Source organism: Jiangella muralis (genome assembly GCF_001270745.1).
Lineage (GTDB): Bacteria > Actinomycetota > Actinomycetes > Jiangellales > Jiangellaceae > Jiangella > Jiangella muralis.
Genome location: NZ_LFXL01000055.1, coordinates 14,795 through 37,048, shown reverse-complemented (window position 1 = coordinate 37,048; position 22,254 = coordinate 14,795). Strand labels below are relative to the sequence as shown.

17 protein-coding genes, 6 pseudogenes and 1 other annotated feature are annotated in these 22,254 nt (G+C 68.4%); of the genes and pseudogenes, 17 read left to right on the top strand and 6 right to left on the bottom strand.

The features are described 5' to 3' along the window. Nucleotides 1–62 precede the first annotated feature (62 nt). A pseudogene (locus ACW62_RS31305) lies at nt 63–317 on the bottom strand (helix-turn-helix domain-containing protein); the annotation flags it as partial. Nucleotides 318–453: 136 nt separating this feature from the next. On the opposite strand from ACW62_RS31305, the pseudogene ACW62_RS33550 reads away from it, so the two are divergent. Then, a pseudogene (locus ACW62_RS33550) lies at nt 454–1,401 on the top strand (IS256 family transposase); the annotation flags it as partial. Between the two features lie 6 nt (nt 1,402–1,407). Here the strand turns inward: ACW62_RS33550 and ACW62_RS33545 are convergent. Then, nucleotides 1,408–1,730: pseudogene (locus tag ACW62_RS33545) on the bottom strand (transposase family protein); the annotation flags it as partial. Nucleotides 1,731–1,841: 111 nt separating this feature from the next. Then, a pseudogene (locus ACW62_RS36695) lies at nt 1,842–2,620 on the bottom strand (TerC/Alx family metal homeostasis membrane protein); the annotation flags it as partial. A 455-nt stretch (nt 2,621–3,075) separates the two neighbouring features. Here ACW62_RS36695 and ACW62_RS35510 point away from each other — a divergent pair. Further along, nucleotides 3,076–3,330 (top strand): recombinase family protein, encoded by a 255-nt coding sequence (locus ACW62_RS35510; RefSeq protein ID WP_205629723.1) that lies wholly within the window; start codon nt 3,076–3,078, stop codon nt 3,328–3,330. Between the two features lie 370 nt (nt 3,331–3,700). On the opposite strand, the gene ACW62_RS31285 is transcribed toward ACW62_RS35510, so the two are convergent. Beyond that, nucleotides 3,701–4,720 carry a TerC/Alx family metal homeostasis membrane protein gene (locus tag ACW62_RS31285; RefSeq protein ID WP_053208052.1) on the bottom strand — a complete coding sequence of 340 codons (1,020 nt, stop codon included), beginning with the start codon at nt 4,718–4,720 and terminating at the stop codon, nt 3,701–3,703. A 401-nt stretch (nt 4,721–5,121) separates the two neighbouring features. Between ACW62_RS31285 and ACW62_RS31280 the strand changes: the two genes are divergently transcribed. The 4 genes and pseudogenes from ACW62_RS31280 to ACW62_RS31265 form a co-directional block, all read left to right on the top strand. Further along, the gene (locus ACW62_RS31280) at nt 5,122–5,466 is read left to right on the top strand and encodes a transposase (RefSeq protein ID WP_157575110.1); all 345 of its coding nucleotides are present in this window, start codon (nt 5,122–5,124) and stop codon (nt 5,464–5,466) included. After that, nucleotides 5,424–5,552: a sequence feature (AL1L pseudoknot), on the top strand. (Overlaps the previous gene by 43 nt.) Then, nucleotides 5,463–6,275, top strand: coding sequence for an IS3 family transposase (locus ACW62_RS31275; protein WP_338033162.1), 813 nt, complete (start codon nt 5,463–5,465; stop codon nt 6,273–6,275). Its footprint overlaps the feature before it by 90 nt. Before ACW62_RS31280 ends, ACW62_RS31275 begins: the two co-directional genes overlap by 4 nt. Further along, nucleotides 6,215–7,564 carry an IS30 family transposase gene (locus ACW62_RS31270; protein ID WP_420843631.1) on the top strand — a complete coding sequence of 450 codons (1,350 nt, stop codon included), beginning with the start codon at nt 6,215–6,217 and terminating at the stop codon, nt 7,562–7,564. The genes ACW62_RS31275 and ACW62_RS31270 overlap by 61 nt, the downstream gene beginning before the upstream one ends. Nucleotides 7,565–7,568: 4 nt before the next feature. Continuing rightward, a pseudogene (locus tag ACW62_RS31265) lies at nt 7,569–7,871 on the top strand (transposase); the annotation flags it as partial. A 199-nt stretch (nt 7,872–8,070) separates the two neighbouring features. On the opposite strand, the gene ACW62_RS31260 reads toward ACW62_RS31265, so the two are convergent. Continuing rightward, entirely contained in the window at nt 8,071–8,367 is a 297-nt protein-coding gene (locus ACW62_RS31260; RefSeq protein ID WP_053208049.1) for a transposase, read from the bottom strand. A gap of 189 nt (nt 8,368–8,556) precedes the next feature. Between ACW62_RS31260 and ACW62_RS31255 the strand changes: the two genes are divergently transcribed. From ACW62_RS31255 to ACW62_RS31220, 8 genes are all read left to right on the top strand, one after another. Continuing rightward, nucleotides 8,557–10,140 (top strand): proton-conducting transporter transmembrane domain-containing protein, encoded by a 1,584-nt coding sequence (locus tag ACW62_RS31255; protein ID WP_053208056.1) that lies wholly within the window; start codon nt 8,557–8,559, stop codon nt 10,138–10,140. A gap of 157 nt (nt 10,141–10,297) precedes the next feature. Next, nucleotides 10,298–12,958, top strand: a complete 2,661-nt coding sequence (locus ACW62_RS31250; RefSeq protein ID WP_053208048.1) for a DUF2309 domain-containing protein — start codon at nt 10,298–10,300, stop codon at nt 12,956–12,958. After that, on the top strand, nt 12,955–13,518 hold the full coding sequence (locus ACW62_RS31245) for a hypothetical protein (RefSeq protein WP_053208047.1): 564 nt from the start codon (nt 12,955–12,957) through the stop codon (nt 13,516–13,518). Before ACW62_RS31250 ends, ACW62_RS31245 begins: the two co-directional genes overlap by 4 nt. 81 nt (nt 13,519–13,599) lie before the next feature. After that, nucleotides 13,600–15,045: an NADP-dependent isocitrate dehydrogenase gene (locus tag ACW62_RS31240; protein ID WP_053208046.1), complete on the top strand. Its 1,446-nt coding sequence runs from the start codon at nt 13,600–13,602 to the stop codon at nt 15,043–15,045. A 36-nt stretch (nt 15,046–15,081) separates the two neighbouring features. Beyond that, nucleotides 15,082–16,764 carry a dihydroxy-acid dehydratase gene (gene ilvD, locus ACW62_RS31235; RefSeq protein WP_053208045.1) on the top strand — a complete coding sequence of 561 codons (1,683 nt, stop codon included), beginning with the start codon at nt 15,082–15,084 and terminating at the stop codon, nt 16,762–16,764. Further along, complete coding sequence (locus ACW62_RS31230; protein ID WP_205629722.1) at nt 16,761–17,657, top strand: DUF6671 family protein; 897 nt, start codon at nt 16,761–16,763, stop codon at nt 17,655–17,657. The genes ilvD and ACW62_RS31230 overlap by 4 nt, the downstream gene beginning before the upstream one ends. 169 nt (nt 17,658–17,826) lie before the next feature. Then, nucleotides 17,827–18,351: a nickel pincer cofactor biosynthesis protein LarB gene (gene larB / locus ACW62_RS31225; protein WP_240477464.1), complete on the top strand. Its 525-nt coding sequence runs from the start codon at nt 17,827–17,829 to the stop codon at nt 18,349–18,351. 369 nt (nt 18,352–18,720) lie between these two features. Beyond that, nucleotides 18,721–19,719, top strand: a complete 999-nt coding sequence (locus tag ACW62_RS31220; RefSeq protein WP_053208043.1) for a TerC/Alx family metal homeostasis membrane protein — start codon at nt 18,721–18,723, stop codon at nt 19,717–19,719. A 117-nt stretch (nt 19,720–19,836) separates the two neighbouring features. On the opposite strand, the pseudogene ACW62_RS34525 reads toward ACW62_RS31220, so the two are convergent. Next, nucleotides 19,837–19,950 (bottom strand): annotated as a pseudogene (locus tag ACW62_RS34525) (IS110 family RNA-guided transposase); the annotation flags it as partial. 453 nt (nt 19,951–20,403) lie between these two features. On the opposite strand from ACW62_RS34525, the gene ACW62_RS34520 reads away from it, so the two are divergent. The 3 genes from ACW62_RS34520 (at nt 20,404) to ACW62_RS34515 (ending at nt 22,057) form a co-directional block, all read left to right on the top strand. Then, nucleotides 20,404–20,625 (top strand): hypothetical protein, encoded by a 222-nt coding sequence (locus ACW62_RS34520; RefSeq protein ID WP_053208042.1) that lies wholly within the window; start codon nt 20,404–20,406, stop codon nt 20,623–20,625. Nucleotides 20,626–20,671: 46 nt separating this feature from the next. Beyond that, nucleotides 20,672–21,595 (top strand): magnesium transporter CorA family protein, encoded by a 924-nt coding sequence (locus tag ACW62_RS31210; protein ID WP_053208041.1) that lies wholly within the window; start codon nt 20,672–20,674, stop codon nt 21,593–21,595. A gap of 306 nt (nt 21,596–21,901) precedes the next feature. Next, entirely contained in the window at nt 21,902–22,057 is a 156-nt protein-coding gene (locus ACW62_RS34515) for a hypothetical protein (RefSeq protein ID WP_157575108.1), read from the top strand. Nucleotides 22,058–22,254 lie beyond the last annotated feature (197 nt).

Genomic DNA, 22,254 nt, shown 5'->3' with positions numbered 1-22,254 from the left:
CAGCCACGGCCGTCTCCTCTCGGATCAGGCCGGACCCCACACACCGTTATTCAGACAGTCCCGTCGCGGCCCGGTGCGGCCCACACCAGCCGGCCGGTGTCGTGGTCGACCACCACGGTCAGGTACTTGTGGTGGCGTTTGTAGGAGATCTCGTCGATCCCGATGCGGCGTAGGCCGGCGAACAGGTCCACCCGGGTGGTGGTGTCGGCCCAGACCCGGGTGATGATCGCGCCCACTGTGCGCCAGGCGATCCGCATCAGTGCGGTGACCGCGGTCTTGGAGCACTGGGTGGCCAGCCAGGCGACCTGCTGGTCGAGGGCGTGTTGAATCTTTCGTGTAAGGCCGGGTGGGCCAGGATTGGTCCGGGCGTGATTGCACGTCGTGGCCGCGGAAGGATTCTTTGTGTCGGAGCAGGAGAAGGTTGTCGATTCCTCGGATGAGGCGGCTCGTCGGTTGGCGGCGGTGTTGTCGGATGAGGCGATTGACAATCTGTTGGCGGATGCCGAGTCGTCCGGGACACCGGTTGATGGTGTGCATGGGTTGTTGAATCGGTTGACGTCGAGAGTTTTGGAGCGGGCGTTGGAGACCGAGATGACCGATCATCTTGGTTATGAGCCTGGTGATCCGGCTGGGCGTGGGTCGGGGAATTCCAGGAACGGTCGTTCGGCCAAGACGGTCGCGACGACGGCCGGCCCGGTGAGCGTGACCGTGCCACGAGACCGTAATTCGACATTCGCCCCGCAGATCGTGCCGAAACACGCCCGGCGCGTCGGCGCGATCGAGGACATCGTTCTGTCGCTGTATGCGCGTGGGCTATCCACCCGCGAGATCGAGGCGCACCTGAAGGAGATCTACGACATCAACACGTCGCCGGCGCTGATCTCCAAGATCACCGACGTGGTCGTCGACGAGATCACGCTGTGGCAGAACCGCCCGGTCGACGAGGTCTACCCGATCGTCTACGTCGACGCGATCCGGATCCGGGTCCGCGACCGTGGCTCGGTCACGCTGAAGTCCGCGCACCTGGTCGTGGGTGTCGACGTGGACGGGTTGAAGGACGTGCTGGGGATCTGGATCGCCGCGGAGGAGGGCGCGAAGTTCTGGGCGCACGTGCTCACCCAGCTGCGCAACCGGGGCCTGCGCGACGTGCTCATCCTGTGCTGCGACGGGCTGACCGGGCTGCCCGATGCCGCGCGCAGCGTGTTCGACAAGGTCACCGTGCAAACCTGTGTCGTGCACGTGATCCGCAATACGATGCGGTTCATCTCCTACGGTGACCGGAAAAAGGTCGCCACGGCGATGCGCGCCATCTACACCGCTCCCGGTGTCGCCGCGGCCGAGATCGCGTTGAAAGAGTTCGAGACCACGTTTGGGAAGCAGTATCCCGGCGCGATCGAGGTGGGGCCTGTCAAACCCGCGCGTGTGACCCGCCCCGTGACGAGCCCACGGCACCTCCCGCACCGTCGGCCCATGCCTTCGACAGTTCACTCGCGGCGCGTCGGCCTCGAGGAACACCCGCACCGCGCCCAGATCCAGCCCACGCCACCGGCAGCGTCCCTGGCCGCGGTCGTACCACGGCGCCCGGACACCACACGATCCGCAGCGCCCGCGGCCAGCACGTCGTGGCCGCACATGCGCAACCACGACCGCAGTCCCCTCGTCGAACTCGACAACTCGATGACGGTGTTCTCCACACCCAACAGGGCACGCCATAGGCTGGCATTCCGCACGCCGTTCTCCGCTCTGCAGTTTCTGACCTTCGACAAGCCAGAAACTTAGAGCGGGAGCGGCGTGCAGCCACTCAGACCCGATAACCCACCCACGGATCCGTCAGAAGAGCCCCAAATGAGCACCAGGGCGAGGCCGATCTTGAGGTAGATGAAGCGGTGGATGAGATCGGCGAGCAGGAAGTACATGACGCGCAGTCCCAGGATCGCGAAGGCGTTGGCGGTGAAGACGACGAACACCTCGTCGGTCACGGCGAAGATCGCCGGGACGGAGTCCACGACGAAGACTACATCGGTGACCTCGACCAGCGCCAGCACCGCCAGCAGCGGGGTGGCCAGCAGCACCCCGCTCCGGCGGACCAGCAGCTTCTGGCCATGGTAGGCCTCGGTCATCGGCACGAAGCGGCGGAAGGCCCCGCAGCACGGCAGACTTCTCGGGGTCCAGGTGCTCGTTGCGCTGGCGGATCATCCGGTACCCGATGTAGAGCAGGAACGCAGCGAAGACGTAGAGAATCCAGGCGAAGTTCTGGATCAACACGGCGCCGGCGGCGATGAAGATGCCGCGGAAGACCAGGGCTCCTAGTACACCGAGGAACAGCACCCGGCGCTGGAACTCCCGAGGGACGGCGAAGTAGCTGAAGATGATCGCCCAGACGAAGACGTTGTCCAGGGCCAGTGACTTTTCGAGCAGGTAGCCGGCGAAGTACTGCTGGCCGTACTCGGCGGCCCCACGCGGCCCAGACGATTACGCCGAAGGCCACCCACACCCCCGACCACGCGGCCGCCTCACGCACCCCAATCACGTGGGCGTGGCGGTGGGCGAACAGGTCGATGGCCAGCACTACGACGACGAAGGCTAGCACTGCGACCCGGACCCAAAACGGGACTTCCACGACACAACCCTCCGATCGACACGATCGGAGGTCTCTCCCAACCCCTTGCAGGGGCCGCTCACCGGAGCCCGTGGTTAGGGCCATAGTGACGACGAGGCGCTGGCGGGATACTCCCCTCCTGGCTGACAAGCCAAGCATGCTTCGCCTATCGTTTCAAGGCCTCCGATCTTGAGTCCGGTACCACGTCAGAAACGAACGTCAGCGAACGGTCGACGTGCCGTAGTTTCCGACGCATGCTGCTCGGCTGCGCGCCAGGACTGACCTCCACCCCGGACCACAACCCCTGACCACCAGATCGACGCGCTCCGCGGCCGCCAGCGCCGCCGACCGCGTTATCCGTGTCGACGTGGCCAGCGGTGCGAAGGCGTCGAGGCCGAGGTTCGACCTGGTGATGCAGCTGCTCCGCGACGGCGATACCGTCAAAGGTCGCCCGGCTGGACCGGCTCGGCCGCTCGTTGTGGCACCTGGTCAACCTCGGCGCCGAGCTCCGCGACCGTGGCCTCGGCCTCCACGTGATCGAGCAGGGCATCGACACCAGCACCGCTGAGGGCCGCGCCATGTACGGGATGCTGTCGGTGCTCGCGGAGTACCAGCGCGAGCTCATCGTCGCCAACACCAACGACGGCCTTGCCGCCGCCCGCGCCCGCGCCCGCGCCCGCGGCGGCGGCCGGAAGCCGCGGCTCAGCCCGGGCCAGGCCAAGGTCGCCTAGCAGATGTACGAGGCCCGGAAATGACCGTCCAGCTGATCGCCGACATGTTCGACGTACCCCAATCCACCGTCTACGGATACCTCGACCGAAACCACCTCAGGGTACCCGCGACGACGCAGCCGTGAGGTGACGACGCGCAGCGCACACCGCGCTGACACAACCGAAGGCGCACAGACAGCTCCGAGGGCACGGCTCACTCCACAAGCTGCTGCTGGGGTCGGTCAGCCGGAGGAGGCTCCACCACGCCACCCGTCCAGTAGCGGTCGCCCGAACTAGCGCGTCCTCGTGACGCCCGCGTTGGCCGCCCGGTGGACCGGCGAGACGGCGCAGGTGGCTCGAGGTCGACGTTCTCCGGCGTTCAGCGCGCGCTTCACGGCTGATCTGTGGCCTCGTTGCGCTCGGTTTCGGTGCGGTGCGCGCGAAGTGACCCCGCGTGGGCCTTGGCGGTCGGGTCGCGGCGGGTCTTGGCCAGGCTCGCGACGGTGACCACGACCAGGATGGCGACGATCACGGCCAGGCTCGCCAGCGTCGGGATCTCCGGGACTCGTTCGTCGAAGTCAACATGAGCCCAGTGCAGCAGCAGTTTCACGCCGATGAACATTAGGATCAGCGCGAGGCCCGTCGAGAGGTAAACCAACCGGTCGAGCAAGTCCTTCACCAGGAAGAACAGCGCACGCAACCCTAGGAGGGCGAAGGCGTTCGCGGTGAACACGATGTACGGCTCCTGGGTGATGCCGAATATCGCGGGGATTGAGTCTACGGCGAACAGCAGGTCGACGGTGCCGATCGCGATCAGCACGATGAGCATGGGCGTGACCACGCGGCGACCGTCGATCCGGGTGAAGATCTTGCCGCCGACGAACCCGTCGGTGACCGGCAGGACCCTCCGGGCGAGACGTACCACCGCGTTGTCCTCGATCGTCGGGTCCTCGTTGCGGTGCCGGAACAGCTGGATCGCCGTGAAGATTAATAGCAGGCCGAACAGGAGGAACATGAAGGTGAACAGCGCCAGCAGCGCGGCGCCGAGCGCAATGAACACCGCCCGCATGGCCAGGGCGAGCACGATGCCGAAGGTCAAGACCTTGTGCTGGTGTTCGGCCGGCACCGCGAAGGTGCTGATGATGATGACGAAGACGAAGAGGTTGTCGACCGACAGGCTCTTCTCCACCAGGTAGCCGACGAAGTACTCGGTGCCGAACTCGCTGCCGTGGCGCGCCGTGAACCACACGCCGAAAAGCACGGCGACCACGATGTAGAAGATCGACCATGCGGTCGCTTCCCGGAATCCGACGTGGTGTGGCTTGAGCGCGGCGATGGTCAGGTCGGCGGCGAGCAGAATCACGATCACAGCGACCGTGACGACCCATGTGGTGATCCCGATGTCGAGCACGTCAGTCCTTCCGGGCATGAGTGTGGTCGATGTTGGCGAGCATGGCGACGAGCGCACGAGGCTCGTCCCGGGGTCGGGTGGCCGTCGGGGGCGCGCCACTGGATGGGTGCGTCAGCATGTGGCGCTGCGGGGATCGGTGACGGATTGCAGCCGGCAAAGTAGATGGGTGGGCGCTGGTTCGACCGTCGTCTCGGGGATGACGACTGCGCAGGGGCAGCTGCGCCGCTCGTTCGGTGATACCCACCTGCTCGGCGACATCCACACAACAGGACGTGGGCGTGGTTGGCTGGAAACGCCCACTCCCGCATGCTCAGCACCATACCGCCTCTCCCGTAACACACAGCGGCAATCCCCTGAAAACGTGGAGTGAACCGCCCCGGGATGTCCGGAGACTTCATTAGTTGGAGGATGAAGTCATGGCACGTCCCTCGAAGTACCCGCGGGAGTTGCGTGAGCGCGCGGTCCGGATGGTCGCTGAAGCTGTCGAGCGGGGTGATCACCCGAGCGAGTTCGTGGCGATCCGCACCATCGCCGCGAAGCTGGGGATCGGGTCGGCTGAGACGTTGCGTAAGTGGGTCCGTCAGGCCGAGATCGACGGCGGCGCCCGGCCGGGCAAGACGACCCAGGAGATCGGGGAGATCCGTGAGCTCAAGCGTGAGGTCGCTGAACTGCGGCGCGCGAAGGAGATCCTGAAGGCGGCCTCGGCTTTCTTCGCGGCGGAGCTCGACCGCCCGTCCAGGTTCTGACCGCGTTCGTCGACGAACACCGCGAGGAGTTCGGGGTCGAGCCGATCTGTCGCGTGCTCAAGGAGCATGGCGTCGAGATCGCCCCGTCCTCCTACTACGAGGCCCGCAACCGCAAGCCGTCGAAGCGGGCACTACGCGACACCGAGATCGTGGAGTTGATCCGCCAAGCACGTGAGCAGCGGTTCGTTGCCCGGTTCGGTGCCCGCAAGATGTGGCTGCACCTGCGCCGCCACGGCCACGACGTGGCCCGGTGCACGATCGAGCGGCTGATGACAGCAAACGGCTGGCAGGGCGCGCTACGCGGCAAGCGGGTGCGCACCACGATCGGCGACCAGGAGGCCGAGCGACCCCTGGATCTGGTCGACCGGGACTTCACCGCCACCTGCCCGAACCAGCTGTGGGTTGCCGACTTCACCTACGTCGCGACCTGGTCCGGCACCGTCTACGTGGCCTTCGTCTTCGACGTGTTCTCCCGGATGATCGTCGGCTGGCGGGCCGCCACCAGCATGAGCACCGAACTCGTCCTCGACACCCTCGAGCACGCCATCTGGTCACGCCACCAGGCCGGCGTCAGCGACCTGTCCGGGCTGGTTCACCACACCGACGCCGGCTCCCAGGGCGGAATCAAGTGGTCGTCGCAACACCTCGATGACGGAGGTGTGCGGTGGGAGGGCCGAGGAAGCAGTCGCCGGAGGCTCCGGCGGGAGCGCGGCGTCAGTGGGCCGCGGACCGAGCGCTGCGGCCGCCGATGCGGTCCCCGGGCCGGCCGGAGCCGTCTCGTGCGGTCCAGCGGGAGTTCTGGCGGCTGATCGCGACGGGGGTCACGACCGTCGAAGCCTCGGAGCGCGTGGGCGTGTCCTGGCCGGTCGGTTCCCGCTGGTTCCGTCACGCTGGCGGGATGGCGCCGCTGAGCCTGGAGGAGCCCGCGGGCCGCTACCTGTCGTTCGCCGAGCGGGAGGAGATCGCGCTGCTACGTGCCAAGGATGTCGGCATGCGGGAGATCGCACGCCGGCTCGGGCGTGATCCCGGACCATCTCCCGGGAACTGCGTCGTAAACGCCGCGACCCGGAGCGGGAAGCAGGAGTATCGGGCACTGGTGGCGCAGTGGAAGGCGCAGCAGGCCGCGAAGCGACCGAAGACCGCGAAGCTGGTGTCCAACGATGAGTTGCGTGAGTACGTGCAGGAACGCCTCACCGGGGACGTCCGCCGACCCGACGGCACGCTCGTCCCGGGCCCCAAGACGCCGCAGTGGAAGGGGCTGAACAAGCCACACCGGCAGGATCGGCGCTGGTCGCTGGCGTGGAGCCCGGAGCAGATCTCTCACCGGTTGAGGGTCGACTTCCCCGATGATGAGTCCATGCGCATCAGCCACGAGGCGATCTACCAGTCGCTGTTCATCCAGGGCCGTGGCGCGCTCAAGAGGGAACTGGTCGCGTGCCTGCGCACCGGGCGGGCGCTGCGCCAGCCGCGGGAACGGTCGCGGAACAAGCCGCAGGGCCATGTCACCGCGGACGTGGTCATCAGCCAGCGGCCGGCCGAGGCTGCCGACCGCGCTGTTCCCGGGCATTGGGAGGGAGACCTGATCATCGGCACCAGCCGGTCGGCGATCGGCACGCTCGTCGAGCGTTCCAGCCGCTCAACGCTGCTGGTGCACCTGCCCCGGCTGGAGGGATGGGGCGAGACCCCGCCGGTCAAGAACGGGCCATCGCTCGGCGGCTACGGCGCCGTCGCGATGAATGCCGCACTGGCCGCATCGATCACCACGTTGCCCGAGCAGCTACGCAAGACCCTCACCTGGGACCGCGGCAAGGAGCTCTCCGGACACGCACAGTTCACCCTCGGCACCGGCACGAGAGTGTTCTTCGCCGATCCGCACTCGCCCTGGCAGCGCCCGACGAACGAGAACACGAACGGGCTGCTGCGGCAGTACTTCCCCAAGGGCACCGACCTATCGAGATGGTCGGCCGAGGACCTCGAAGCCGTCGCGCTCGCCATCAACAACCGGCCCCGCAAGATCCTCGGCTGGCGCACGCCGGCCGAGGTCTTCGCCGAACAGCTACGCTCACTACAACAACCCGGTGTTGCAACGACAGGTTGAACTCGCCCAGTACACCTCGTTCGCGTTCACCACCAGGCTGCTCCAAGCCGGCGTCAACGCCTCGGTCGGTTCGGTGGGCGACGCCTACGACAACGCAATGGCCGAGTCCCAGATCGGCGTCTACAAGACCGAGCTGATCCGCCCCGAAGGGCCCTGGCACGACGTCGAGCACGTCGAGCACGAGACCCTGAACTGGGTGCACTGGTTCAACCACGAACGCACCCACGAATCGATCGACGACCTCACCCCTGTCGAGGTCGAGGCCGCCCACTACGCTGCAGGTAACCGTCTCCTCCCGACCGGGTAGAGACACGATCCGAAGTGTCCGGACATCCCGGGGCGGTTCACGGACCGCCGCGGACAGTTGCTCGCGACGGGCGTGCCGCGGCGAGGCGTCGCCGTGGCGCCACTTGTACAGCCAGGCCGGCGACACGCCCAGCGCGCGGCACGCGTTCGCGTGCGGGATGTCGCGCTGTGCCCTCTGGCGACGATGAACCCGGCCATGGCTACCGGCCCATCGCCTCGTCCACCCAGAGGGCCACTGAGCGCTTGAGCACGTCCCGCTGCATCCGCAGCTCGGTGTTCTCCCGCCGCAGCCGCTCCAGCTCCGCCCGCTCGGACTCGCTCAACACCACGCCGCCGCCGTCACGCTCGCGGCGCGCCTTGGCGCACCAGTTGCCCAGCGTGCCCTCATTGATGCCCAGCTCGCGGGCCACCTGCGCGATCGGCCGCCCAGTTTCGACCACCAGCCGCACCGCGCCCTGCTTGACGTCCTCATCGAACTTCCGCCGTGTCTGTGCCATCGCCATCCTCCTTAAGGCGATGTCTCCACGCTACGAGGGGAAGCCCACCGTCCCAACATGCGTAATCTATGTCGTACGATATGTGTCGCGTAACAGAAAGCATGTCATCGGTGTCGTGCCCACGGAGAAGGAGGCGGAGTTGATCGACGTGACGGCCGTGCAAGCGTGGGCTGACTGCGGTGGCAAGTGATGTCGGGACTGATGCTGGCGGCGGTGGCGGCGCTCCCCGCAGGCGCGGCCGTGGCCGGATCGGTCCGTCGCCTGCGGGGCATGGCGCCCGTGCTGAGCGTCGGCGCGGCAGTGCTAGCCGCCACACTGGCGGTGGCGCTGGCCGTGACGGTGGCTGTCGGCGGGCCGGTGGAAGTGGTGATGGCCGCCCCCGACGGGCGGGTATGGACCGGGTTGGTGGTCGACCACGTCGGGGCGATCGTGCTGTTGCTGGTGTGCGCGGTCAGCGCCGTGGTCCAGGCATTCGCACTTCGCTACCTGCGTGGTGACCCCGCGGCGGCCAGGTTCGCCATCGCGGCCGGGGCGCTGACCGCCGCCACCACGGCGATGGTGACCGCGGCGACCCTCGTCACCCTTGCAGTGGCATGGTCGCTGACCGGGGTGATCTTGTGTCGACTGGTGGGTATATATCGGCCGGCTCCTTCGGCTGTTGACGCCACCCGCCGCACCGCACGTGCCGTCGTCATCGGGGACGCCGCGCTGTGGGTGGGAGTTGTCCTCGCCGTCGCCGCTTGGGGTGATCTCGACCTGCGGCACCAGAGCAGCAACGCCGCGGTCGGCGGCCCGTTGGGCACGGTAGTGGCGTGTTCGCTGGTGGTCGCCGCGGCCACGCGTTGCGCGCAGCTGCCCTGGCATCGTTGGCTGCCGGCGTCCTTGGCGGCACCGACTCCGGTCTCGGCGCTGCTGCACGCCGGCGTGGTCAACGCGGGTGGGGTGCTGCTGGTGAAGCTGGCGCCGATCGTCGGTGCCGCGCCATTGGCGACACACCTGGCGTTCGCCATCGGCGCCGTCAGCGTCGTAGCCGCCACGACGATCATGCTGGCCCGCCCGGACGTCAAAGGCACGCTGGTGCATTCCACGATCGGGCAGATGGGGTTCATGTTGATGACCTGCGGGCTCGGCCTCTACGCCGCGACGGTGGTGCACCTGGTGGCGCATGGGCTGTTCAAAGCCACCTTGTTCCTCGGTTCGGGGTCGGCTGTGCAGCGGTACGCACGCCACACCGTGGCTCCTCCCGCGCCTCGGTTGGCTCCCGCGCGCGCGGCGCAGGTAGCTGTATTCGCCGGAGTCGTCGCCGTCGCTGCGGTGGCGGTGGCGGCCTGGTGGCTGCCCCCACACGCCGGCGGCGCGGCGCTGCTGGTATTCGCCGCAGCCACCGCCGCCCGGCTGGCGTGGGGCTGGCTTCGTCGCTACCCGACCGCCGGCGCGCTGGTCACGGTAGTGATCGTGCTGCCGGGCGCGGCGATCGGCTATCTGGCTGTGGTGGGCGCGGTCGCGGAGTTCCTGGCCCCGAGCCTGCCAGCCGCCGGGTCGGCCGCTGTCTCAGCCTGGTTGCTGGCGACCGTGGTGGTGGTGCTGGCGGCCGGCGCGCTGCTCCACCTGGCACCGGCGAACGGTCTGGCCCGCTGGCGCGACCGGTTGTACGTACTGGCGCTGTCGGCCGGGCAGCAGCGCACGCACGCCGCCACCTGGGGGCACCCGCCGCGGCTGGCGCCGACCCCGCGCCCGAGGCCGGTCCCCCAGCTTGAAGGAGCTCGGGCGTGATTCCGGCCCCTGCGCTCTCGACGGCACACGGGAAGGCAGTCCGCCGCTGTAACCCCAGAGTCATCGGCCGTCCCGCACACGCGGTTCCCCGGGGCGGCAAGACGATCGCGCTATTCGCCACCGCTATCAACGTGCTCACGCAGGAGGGTTCGTGCACATGACCACCAGCCCCGCCACCGACGTCGCCGCTGATGTCGCTACACCGCTCGCGGCAGTGCGCACCGAGATCGCCGCCGCGGCCGGGTTTCTGGCGCCGACCTGGCCACTGGCCGACTTCATCGCGGTCAACCCGTTGGCCGGCCTGATGGACCGACCGTTCGCCGAAGCGGCCACTGTCGCCGCGGATCTGCTCGGAGCACGAGTCACCCCGGACGAGCCCTGGCTGCGCACTGCCTGGCGGTGCGGGCGGATCACCGACGACGACCTGCGTGCCGTGCTGGCCCGCCGCCACCCCGCGGCGCCGTGGCGGGGGCAACTCATCCTCGGCAGCCGCGCCTACGACCCGGTCGAACTCTTGGTGGCGGATCTGCACCAGGGCGTTACGAGTCCACCGCCGCGCCGTCAGGCACTCACCGCGGCCGAAGCACTGGACCCTGATCTGGCCGCCCTGCTCAACACCCACACGATCCAGTGGTGTGCGGCGTACCTGGACGACGGCCAGTCCACCTGGCGAATGCCGGGCCGCGAGCGCGGCTTCTACCCCGGGTGGCGGACGCTGGCAACCCACGACGCGACCTTGCCGCGGTCGGTGCGTGCGCGGCTGCGGTACCTGCCCGAACGGGCGGAGCACGCCATCGTGCAGGCGCTGGGAGCGCTCGGTGTCCCGGACAACCAGCGCGCCCGCTATCTGCAGGCTCACCTGGCCTGCCTTCCCGGCTTCGCCGCCCATATCCGGTGGCAGGGCCAGCGGCCCGACAGCGGCATCGACCTGGTCCACTATCTGGCACTGCGGTTGGCCACCGAAGCCGCCGCGCTCGCTGGCGCACACCCCTACGGCACGGCATGGGCCTCGGCCTTCGCCGGCCGGATCGACACCCGGCAGGCCACCGTAGCTCCGGCCGCCCGCGCCGACCACCTCCTGGGCGTGCTGGAAGTCGCCGACGCCACCGCCGCCCAGCGGACCGCGCTCGCGGCACTTCTCGATCACCTTCCGCTGGAGCAGCGGGTACTCGTCTGGCTGGACGCCTACGAGGACCACTACCGACACGAGCTGCTACGCACCCTCGGCCGACACCAGCCCGAGCAGACAGACGCCCAACCCAGGGCGCAGGTGGTGTGCTGCATCGATCCCCGTTCCGAAGGACTACGCCGACACCTGGAAGCGCTCGGCAACTACCAGACCCTGGGCTTCGCCGGCTTCTTCGCCGTCGCCATGCGCTACCGCGACCTCGCCGGAGGTGCCGCCCGCGCCCAATCCCCGGGTCCGATCACGCCCCAGTACGCTGTCACCGAAAAGCCCGTCGCCGGCCGACAGCGCGCGGCCGAGCGGTCACTTGCCGGCCGCCGGGTCGGCGCGGCCGCTGATCACGGTCTGCACACCGCCAAGGACGACCTGCTGGCGCCGTTTGTCCTCGCCGAAGCCGCCGGCTGGTTGGCCGGCCCACTGGCTGCGGCCAGGACGTTCGCGCCCCGCGCCGCTGGCGCCGCACGCGCGTGGTGGACCCGCCGCATCGCCCCCGAGCCGCAGACCGAGATCTCCATCGCCGAGGCGCTCACCCCCGAGGAGCGTGCCGCGACCGCCGAAACCATCCTGACGTTGATGGGCCTGACCCGCGGGTTCGCGCGGCTGGTCGTGTTCTGCGGGCACCGCGCCCACACCGACAACAACCCCTACCAGGCCGCGCTGGACTGCGGCGCCTGCGGGGGACATCCCGGAGGTCCCAACGCCCGCACGGCCGCCGCCCTGCTCAACGATCCGCAGGTCCGCCTTCACCTGGCCGACCGCGGCATCACCGTTCCCGACGACACCTGGTTCGTCCCGGCCGAACACGACACCACCACCGACACCGTACGCCTGCTGGACACCCACCTCCTGCCCGCCACCCACCGCCGCGACGCTGACAGGCTCACCGCCGACCTCCGCACGGCCGGCACCCGGCTGGCCGCCGAACGCTGCGCCATCCTGCCGGGCGCACCCACCCGGCCCCGCCCGCGGCACGCGGCGCGCCACACCCGCGCCCGGGCCCGTGACTGGGCCCAGGTCTTCCCGGAATGGGGTCTCGCCGACAACGCCGCCTTCCTCATCGCGCCCCGCTCCCTCACCCGCGGCGTCAACCTGCACAGCCGCGTGTTCCTCCACGACTACGATCCCGACCTCGACCCGACCGGCACCGTCCTGGAAACCATCCTCACCGCGCCGCTGGTCGTCGCGCACTGGATCAACAGCCAGTACTACTTCGCCACCACCGACCCGCACGCCTTCGGCGCCGGCAGCAAAACCCTGCACAACGTCACCGGTGGAGGCCTCGGCGTCATGAGCGGCCCCGCCAGCGACCTCCTGCCCGGCCTGCCCTGGCAATCCCTCACCGACGGCCACCACACCCGGCACGAACCGCAACGCCTGCTCGCGATCGTGCAGGCACCCTTGCCCAGGCTGGACACCCTCATCGCGCGCAACACGGTGCTGCAGCACATGTTCGACCACGACTGGGTCGGCCTCACCGCCCGGGAACACCCCGACCAACCCTGGTCTCGCTACACCCCCAGCGGATGGCAGCCCTGGCGGCCCGCCACAGCTCACCAGGAAGGCAGCCGGCTACCGTCACCCGCTGCGTTCATCGCGAGCAACGCTACGACAGAAGAGAGGCCCCCGAGATGAGCCTGCTCCTGCTGGTTCGAAGCCTGGACGACGTCAGGCCCGCGGTCAAGGACGTGGGCGACTACCTGGTCCACCATCGACAGCAGTTCGGAGATCCACCCCAGCCGAGCCCGCTCGTCGGGCTGTGGATCCGCCCCGAACTCGACGCAGGCCTGCCCGCGCTGCTGCCGTGCAGCCCGAGCGGCTCCGACAGTGGATGTAACACCGACGGCGCCACCGCGCAGACCCCCGCCGAGGAAGCGCCCGTCGGGATCCAGATGTCGTTCTCACTGGCTGGCCTCTGGACCCTGTGCTGGATGGACGGTCCCCTCCTGCGGGAGGTACAGGGCGCACACGAGCACCGGCACAGGATCCTCGATGCCTTCGTGGCGGGCAGGGTGCCCGAAAAAGCCCCTGCAGGTGCGTTCATCCCGGTCTTCGACCCGGCTGACGCCAGCCGCGTCATACAGGCGCGCCTGTCGGCGCTACGTGCCCGGCATCCGCGCCTCGTTGCCGAGCAATGGTACGTCGATGACCGAGACCACGGCATCGCCGGGCCGATACAGACCCCAGACGGGTGAACGCCGACGTATCGCACCCATACAAACCGACCGAACAGGGCACCCGCCCCCAGCTGTCGATCACGACCAGAGGAGAGATCAATGACGTCGTCCTCCACACCCGCGCCGATCACCGTCGCCTACGGAGACGGAATCGGTCCGGAGATCATGGAAGCCACCCTTTCGGTGCTCCAAGCCGCAGGCGCGGCCCTCGATATCGAAACGATCACCATCGGAGAGTCCGTCTATCAGGCCGGCAACCCCGCCGGCGTCACTCCCGAGGCGCTCGAGTCGATCCGCCGCACCGGCGTGTTCCTCAAAGCGCCCATCACCACTCCTCAAGGCGGAGGGTTCAAGAGCCTCAACGTCACAGTGCGCAAGACGTTCGGCCTCTATGCCAACGTCCGGCCATGCGTCGCGTACGCGCCGTTCGTTGCCACCAAGCATGCCGGCATGGACGTCGTCATCGTCCGGGAAAACGAAGAGGACCTCTACGCCGGCATCGAGCACCGCCAGACCGACGAGGTCGTGCAATGCCTCAAGCTCATCTCCCGGCAGGGCTGCGAGCGGGTGATTCGCTACGCCTTCGAGTACGCCACCGCTTATAGGCGCACGAAGGTGACCGCATTCACCAAGGACAACATCATGAAGATGACCGATGGCCTGTTCCACCGGGTGTTCGACGAGGTCGCCGCCGACTACCCCGATATCCAGGCAGAGCATTGGATCGTTGATATCGGTGCGGCCAAGCTCGCCGACACCCCCGAGGCGTTCGACGTCGTCGTCCTGCCGAACCTCTACGGCGACATCCTCTCCGATGTCGCCGCCCAGATCGCCGGATCAGTTGGCCTCGCCGGAAGCGCGAACATCGGCGAGCGAGTTGCCATGTTCGAAGCCATCCACGGATCCGCCCCCCGGCGAGCTGGCCAAGACGTCGCGAATCCTTCCGGGCTGCTGCTGGCCGCGGTGCAGATGCTAGTCCACATCGGACAAGCCGACATCGCGAGCAGAGTCCACAACGCCTGGCTGCGGACCATCGAAGACGGCATCCACACCTACGACATCTACGACCCCGACACCAGCACCTCCAGGGTCGGCACCACGACGTTCGGGGCCTCGGTCATCGAGCGTCTCGGCCAAGAACCCACCCGTCTGCCTGCAACGCACTACGCCCAGCGCAGGCCGATCACCGTCAAGCTCGCGAGCCGACCAACTGCAGCCAAGACCCAACTCGGCATCGATGTGTTCGTCCACAGCCCAGACACCTCCCCGGACGAGCTCGCCGCCAAGCTACATCCGGTCGCCGCCCCCCTGCACCTTGACATGATCTCCAACCGGGGCCAGAAGGTATGGCCAGGCGGCGCACCCGAGACCCTGCTCACCGACCACTGGCGATGCCGCTTCTTCGACCCCCGTGGGAACACGACCGCCGCCGCGGTCGTCGCCCTCCAGGCCCGAATGGTCGAACATGGCATCGAACCAATCAAGACCGAAGGCCTCTATGCCTTCGACGGCGAACCCGCATTCACCCGAGGCCAGGGCCAGTGACGGGCCGAGCTGACCAAGCGAAGCTGGGAGAAGGACATGGACCCGCGGCACCGTAGCCGAATCGTCACCGACGGCGTCACCCGAGCGCCAGCTCGGGCAATGCTGCGCGCAGTCGGGTTCGACGACGAGGACTTCACCCGGCCGCAGATCGGTGTGGCCGCGGCCGCCAACGACCTCACACCCTGCAACATCGGCCTGGACCGCCTGGCAGGCGCGGTGGCCGGCGGCATCAGGGAGGCTGGCGGGGTGGCGATGCGGTTCTCGACCATCGCCATCTCCGACGGGATCGCCATGGGGCACCGCGGCATGCGCGCCTCCCTGCCCAGCCGGGACCTCATCGCCGACTCGGTCGAGTGCGTCATAGAGGCCGAGCAACTCGACGCGATGGTCACCATCGCCGGCTGCGACAAGAGCCTTCCCGGCATGCTCATGGCCGCCGCGCGCCTCAACGTGCCCACGGTGTTCGTCTACGGCGGCTCCTCCCTGCCCGGCAGCTGGCAGGGCCGGCCGGTGACGATCCAGGACGTGTTCGAAGCCGTCGGCGCGCAGGCAAGCGGCCTGCTCGGCACCGACGACCTGGACGAGCTGGAACGCGCCGCATGCCCGGGAGCCGGATCGTGCGCCGGCATGTACACCGCCAACACGATCGCCGCCGAAGCTGAAGCCCTCGGCATCGCGCTGCCCGGCTCGGCGTCCGCACCCGCCGTCGACCCCACCCGCGCCGGCATCGCCCACGACAGCGGCGCGGCCGTCGTCGCCGCCCTGCGCGCCGGGATCCGCCCACGCGACATCCTGACCCGCGAAGCGTTCGAGAACGCCATCACCGTGGTGATGGCCCTTGGCGGGTCGACCAACGCCGCGCTGCACCTGCCCGCCATCGCCTACGAAGCCGGCGTCCGGCTCACCCTCGACGACTTCGACCGGATCAGCCGACGCACCCCTCACATTGCTGATCTCCGTCCCGGCGGGCGCCATGTCATGGCCGACCTGCACCGGATCGGCGGCGTACCCGCTGTGCTCACAACACTGCTCGACGCCGGCCTGCTCCACGGCGACTGCCTGACCGTCACCGGAGCCACCCTGGCCCAGAATCTCGCCGTATTCGCAGCACCTGAACCCGACGGCACCGTCCTCCGGACGCCCGACGAACCACTCCGCCCCGACGGCGGACTTGCTGTCCTGCGTGGCTCGCTTGCCCCGAGCGGTGCGGTAGTCAAGATCGCCGGCCTGGGCGTCGACCGCTTCCAGGGCACGGCCCGGGTCTTCGACAACGAGGACTCCGCCATGAGCCATGTCGCAGGCGGGCGACTCACCCCTGGCGAGGTGATCGTGATCCGGTACGAAGGCCCACGTGGCGGACCGGGAATGCCGGAGATGCTCGCCGTCACCGCCGCCGTCCGCGGCACCGGCCTGGGCGACCAAGTGGCGCTGGTCACCGACGGCCGCTTCTCCGGCGCCACCACCGGCCTCTGCATCGGCCACGTCGCCCCCGAGGCCGCCACCGGCGGGCCACTGGCGCTAGTCACCGACGGTGACCCGATCAGGATCGACATCCCCGCCCGCACACTCGACCTCGACGTCGACACCGCCGAACTCGAACAGCGCCGCCAACGCTGGCGCCCACCCCCCGCCCCGACCGGCAACGGCTTCCTGGCCAAATACAGCCGCCTGGTCGGCTGCGCCTCGCAGGGGGCGCTCGTCGGCGCCACCCCACGATGAGCAGCCCCTCGGGTGATGGCGCCGTGCCGCGCGATGCCGGCCGGCGCCCGGTCGTGTCCTACACCGGCCGCCGAGCGGTGCTGGCCACCAAGCACGACAAGCTTCCCTTGGTCGCCCCGCCGCTGGCGGCCTCCGGCCTAGAGGTTACGGCCGTGGCGATCGACACTGACCAGCTGGGCACCTTCACCGGGGACATTCCGCGTCCCGGGACGCCGCTGGACACCGCCATCGCCAAGGCCCGCCTCGGCATGGCCGCCGCGGGAACCTCTCTCGGGGTCGCCTCGGAGGGCAGCGTCGGTCCCCATCCGGCGAGCCCGCTGCTCACCGCGGACGCCGAAATTGTGGTGCTGGTCGACGCCGACCGCGACGTCGTCGTATGGGACAGAGCCATCAGCCTCGACATCCGGGCCGCCGCCCAGGCAGTCGAGCCCGGTCATGACATGACCAGCCTGACCCGCCGCTTCGATCTCCCCGGCCACGCCGTCATCGTCCGTCCCAACCACGGCCCGCCGGCACCAGTGCTCAAAGGACTGCGCGGCCTGGCCGACATCAAGGCCGCGGTGGCCACCTGCGCCGCGGCATCTCCGGACGGGCGAGCACGGGTCGAGACCGACCTGCGCGCGCATATGTGCCCATCCCGGCGACCGGTCATCCGCCAAGCCGCCGAACGCCTTGCCGCCCGCCTCGCCACCCGCTGTCCGGCCTGCACGAGCCCCGGCTGGGGACCCATCGATGCAGTCACCGGTGTGCCCTGCGCCTGGTGCGGCACCCCGGTCGACGACGTCCGGGCCGAGACCGACGGCTGCCCCGCCTGCGGCCACCGGGCCGAGCGCGCCGTAATCGCCCCGGGTACGACTGCGGACCCTGGGCGGTGCCCACGCTGCAACCCCTGAGCCGCGCGCTGCGAGAACTCAGACATCCGGGAGATGACACAGCGGCCGGTTGGGCGGTGACCGCGACCGTGCAAGGGTCGCCCACCGGACCCGCGAATGTCGGGCCCCAGCGCCGTCGACCCACACCAGCACGTCGTGGCGGACGAGGAGGCCGTCCACGGCGACTCCCTTGGCGGCCCAAACCCGCTGCGACGCGGCCTGCGAGGCGGCGGTTCGCAAGGCATTCGGCGACAACGTGTTCGCCGAGGCAGGCGTGTGCGCGGTCGGCGAATTCCCGTCCCCCGAGGCCGGCCCGCTCACGATCGTCTGCGCGGGAACCTCCGACCTGCCGATAGCCCGCGAGGCGGAGATCACGGCCCGCGCGAACGGGATCGACGCCCGCTTGGTCGCCGACGTGGGCGTGGCCGGGCTGCACCGGCTCCTCGACAAGCTCGGTGATCTGCGGGAGGCGGCCTGCGTGATCGTGGTGGCGGGCATGGACGGTGCGCTGCCGAGCGTCGTGACCGGCCTTGTGAGCGCGCCGGTAGTGGCGGTGCCGACATCGGTCGGCTACGGCGCCGCGTTCGGCGGGCTCGCGCCGCTGCTGACGATGCTGAACTCCTGCTCGCCCGGCGTGACCGTGGTGAACATCGACAACGGGTTCGGCGCGGCGGTCGCTGCGGCCCGCATCCTCGGCGTGAAGGCGGATCGATAACGATTCGCGTGGCTCGACCGGTCAGCGGGCGTCCGCGGCGGCTGTCTCGGAATCGTTGTGATTCAGAGTGCCCCTTCCTCTGCTGCAATACCAGACTCCTTCAGCCGCTCTGGATCACCCTCACCCCACTTCCTGACAACACCCGCGAGGTAGCGCGCCACCGGGCCTCCCCACATCCTCGTGCACACTGTGAGTCTCGTCGTCCGTTTGACCGGGGCCAACAGCTCACGCGATAATAGGGGCGCGAGGGGAGTACTTCCGCAGGGCTCACCCGGTCATTACGGACACCCCTATGGTGCTCCCCGGGGAGTCGCCTTTATAGGCGAAGGAGACCTCGACACTGCAACGTGTCTAGAGGTGTCCCCTTTCATGCTTCTTGCATCGCAACCTGGACTCTGGGCGGTCAGCATCGCCGTGTTGCTGGCCCTGCTGGTGACCGACTTTATCGTCACTCGCCGGCCGCACGAGGTGTCGCTCCGGGAAGCGGTGGCGTGGTCGGTCTTCTACCTCACCCTGCCGTTCGTGTTCGCCATCTGGATCTGGGCCACCTACGGCAACACCCCGGCGCTGGAGTTCGTCACCGGCTTCGTGGTGGAGAAGTCCCTGTCGGTGGACAACCTGTTCGTGTTCATGCTCATCCTCGCAGGATTCGCCGTCCCCGCCAACATCCAGCAACGGGTGCTGCTGTTCGGCATCGTCGGAGCCCTGGTCTTGCGCGGCATCTTCATCGCCGCCGGTGCGGCGCTACTGCAGGCCGGCACCTGGGCGTTCCTCGTCTTCGGAGCGATCCTGCTCGTCTCAGCCGGCAAGATCCTGCAGGAGGTGCGCTCCGGCGGCGGCTTCGAAGACCGCGACCCATCGCAGATGCGTATCGTGCGACTGCTACGCAGAATCATGCCGGTCACCGACGACTACCGGGGCACCCGATTCAGCGTGCGGGAGAACGGCCGGCGCGCACTCACCCCGCTGGCCATCGTGGTGGCGGCCATCTTCTTCACCGACATCGTCTTCGCGGTCGACTCGGTGCCGGCCGTCTACGGCATCACCAGCGACCCATACCTGGTGTTCGCCACCAACGCCTTCGCCCTGCTCGGCCTACGCGCGCTGTACTTCGTGCTCCACACGGTGCTAGCCAAGCTCGTCTACCTCAACCACGGCCTAGCCATCATCCTCGCCTTCATCGGAATGAAACTGGTGCTCCACTGGGCGCACGAGATCTGGCCGTCCGTCCCGGTGGTTCCCACACCGATCTCGCTGGTCGTGATCGTGGGCATCCTCACCACGGTCACCGTGGCCAGCCTGCGCAGCCGGCGCACTGCCGCACAGGCCCTGCCCCCCGATCCAGAAGCCGTCGCAAAGAGGAACTGACCATGTTCGACTACATGCTAGAGGTCGTAGCCACTGTGATCGTCATCGTCGCACTAATCATCACCTGCGCCGCGCTCAGCTCGCCCCGACGCCCGCCGGGCCCGCGCAGGTGACGGCGTGGGCGGGGGGCAATCGGGTCTGGCTGAACTCGCCCGTGAAGCCGTCGATCGCCGCTGCGACGACCGATCGTGCGTGCACGTCGAGCCCCACGGTCGTACGCTCGGTGAACACCGGGGCCTCCCACGACTGTCGGATAGACCGAGCAGTCGCCCCTGCTCGGTAACCCACCGGATGCCGTGAGTGAGGCCCCGTCCGCAACCATTCACACCGAGCGGTCACTCATACCGTCTAGGACGACACGCTCCGCGACGACTTCTTCCGTGACCTGCTCCGCACCGGCCACAACGCCGGCGACATTGAGAACAGCTCGACATCGCGGTCGACTGGGGCAGCCACGGCGAGCTGTTCGACTACGGCTCCGGCACCGGCGAACTCATCCGCAGCGAGGTCTCCCTAGGGCTGCTTCCCAAGCTCGCCGCCGCCTGCGCCGAGTCCACCGGCGGCAAGTCGAAACACGTCCCGCAGAACGGGACGAGCTTCCCGACCAGAACCGACTCGCCTTCACGGCACGGGGCGTGTTCCCGTGCTGAACCGTCCATGAAACTCTGAAGGGAACGATCCTCAATGACCACCACGCAGCTTTCCCGCATGAGGACCGGCAAGCGCGGCCGCCGCGCACCCACCCTGGAGCGCCAGGCCATCAGCTTCACGGTTGGCCTCTACCTGTTCATCTGCCTGACCTTGCTGGCCGTGCACTACGCCGCCCCCTCCATGCCCCAGGTCGAAGATGCACAGTCCGGAGACTGCGGCAGCAGCTCCTCCACCTCACCGTTCAACCCCTGCTGAACGACGAGCGGGCGAGACCCCACGACCACGAGCACAGGAGACCACCATGACCACGACCACCATCGACAGCGTCGGCGAGGAACTGCGCGCCCACTGGATTCAGGTCGCCGCCGACGACACAGCCCGCCTGGCCGAACTACACCGTGAGCACGGCATCGACTTCGCCACGGTCGGCAACCGCGTATGGGAGAGCGACGACTACGTCTACCTCCCCCTGACTGTCGAGGACGTCGAGGGCGACACCATCCGCCGCGAGACCATCGTGTTCGCCCTCGGCCACGAGACGCTGGTCACCCTCCAGCCCTCCGTCCCGCTGCACCTGTTCAACAAGGCGATCGCCCGCATGCGCCGTACCCCCGCACTGCGCAGCAGCGCCCACGGCATCATGTACGCCCTGCTGTGGGCGCTCAACGAGTCCGAGGAGCGCGTGGTCGAATATGCCAGCGAGGCGCTGGAGGACATGAGTGACGACATCGAGCAGGCCGCCCAAGGCCAGGACGACATGGGACGCCAGCTCGGGGTCGGCGACATGCGCGACACCATGCAGCGCATGAACCAGGCCGAAGAGGTTCTCTCCCGTGTCCAGGAGTCCCAGCTCAAGCTCATCCGCGCCGCCCGACACCTGCGCACCGAAATCGCCGACCCCGACCTCGCCCATCGCGTCGACGTGCTCGTCGCCGACATCGACGGCGTCAAGCAGCACGCCAGCTTCGAGCACGACAAGGTGCGCTATATGCAGCAGTCCATCATGACGACGCTCGACATCAAGCAGAACGAGATTGTCAAGGTCTTCACGATCATCACCGCGGTGTTCCTGCCCCCGACGCTGATCGCCACCTTCTACGGCATGAACTTCACAGGGATGCCTGAGCTCAACACCGAACACGGATTCCTCGTCACGACCGTCCTCACGCTCGTCGCAGCCATCATTCCGCTCTGGTACATCAAGCAGCGAGGATGGCTGCGCTAGCCGCCTCTCGCCCATTCGTGACGATCACGGCGACACCCGACACGGCCAGCCAAGGGCTTGGATCGTTGCCTCACTGCCCGTCACCGTCGGTTCCAACCGCTGCGGGTCGAGGCGGTGCAGGCACGGGACCTCCTGCATTGTGCCGTCCTGTTCGCCACCACGATTCGGATCTTCCGCGACGTCGTCCGCGCCAGGAAGCCATCGGCGACGTGGCGCAGATGAGGTCGGTGCGGCTGCTGCGGCGGTGGATTCCCGTCACCGACACCTACGTGGGCACTATGCTCACCGTCCGCGACGCTGGCCGGCGTGGTCGTAGCGGTCTTCGCCACAGACGTCGTGTTCGCCATAGCCTCCGTGCCCGCGGTGGACGGCATCACCTACCCGGTGATCACCATGAACGCCTTCGCCCTGCTCGGACTGAAGGCACTCTACGTCGTCCTCGCCGCCTCCCGGTCCAGGTGACCTACCTCAACCACGGGCTGGCGATCATCCTGCGCTTCATCAGCGTGAACTGGTCCTGCACTGGGTCCATGGCCCGGCGATACCTGAGCATCCCGATCCTCGGTGAGGGCGAGCCGCGCAGAGGGGGCATGCGACGCCCCGTTCTGCGCGCTGTGCGCTGGTAGGTGGCGCACGATTGTGGAGGCGGGGCCGGATAC

What these genes read in the sequence shown, in the direction of transcription:
- ACW62_RS31230 (WP_205629722.1), top strand. Translation starts at nt 16,761, where the DNA reads ATGAGCAGCCCCTCGGGTGATGGCGCCGTGCCGCGCGATGCCGGCCGG.
- ilvD (WP_053208045.1), top strand. Translation starts at nt 15,082, where the DNA reads ATGGACCCGCGGCACCGTAGCCGAATCGTCACCGACGGCGTCACCCGA.
- ACW62_RS31240 (WP_053208046.1), top strand. Translation starts at nt 13,600, where the DNA reads ATGACGTCGTCCTCCACACCCGCGCCGATCACCGTCGCCTACGGAGAC.
- ACW62_RS31210 (WP_053208041.1), top strand. Translation starts at nt 20,672, where the DNA reads ATGACCACGACCACCATCGACAGCGTCGGCGAGGAACTGCGCGCCCAC.
- ACW62_RS31220 (WP_053208043.1), top strand. Translation starts at nt 18,721, where the DNA reads ATGCTTCTTGCATCGCAACCTGGACTCTGGGCGGTCAGCATCGCCGTG.
- ACW62_RS31270 (WP_420843631.1), top strand. Translation starts at nt 6,215, where the DNA reads ATGCGGTCCCCGGGCCGGCCGGAGCCGTCTCGTGCGGTCCAGCGGGAG.
- ACW62_RS34520 (WP_053208042.1), top strand. Translation starts at nt 20,404, where the DNA reads ATGACCACCACGCAGCTTTCCCGCATGAGGACCGGCAAGCGCGGCCGC.
- ACW62_RS31260 (WP_053208049.1), bottom strand. Translation starts at nt 8,367, where the DNA reads ATGGCACAGACACGGCGGAAGTTCGATGAGGACGTCAAGCAGGGCGCG.
- ACW62_RS31245 (WP_053208047.1), top strand. Translation starts at nt 12,955, where the DNA reads ATGAGCCTGCTCCTGCTGGTTCGAAGCCTGGACGACGTCAGGCCCGCG.
- ACW62_RS31250 (WP_053208048.1), top strand. Translation starts at nt 10,298, where the DNA reads ATGACCACCAGCCCCGCCACCGACGTCGCCGCTGATGTCGCTACACCG.
- ACW62_RS31255 (WP_053208056.1), top strand. Translation starts at nt 8,557, where the DNA reads ATGTCGGGACTGATGCTGGCGGCGGTGGCGGCGCTCCCCGCAGGCGCG.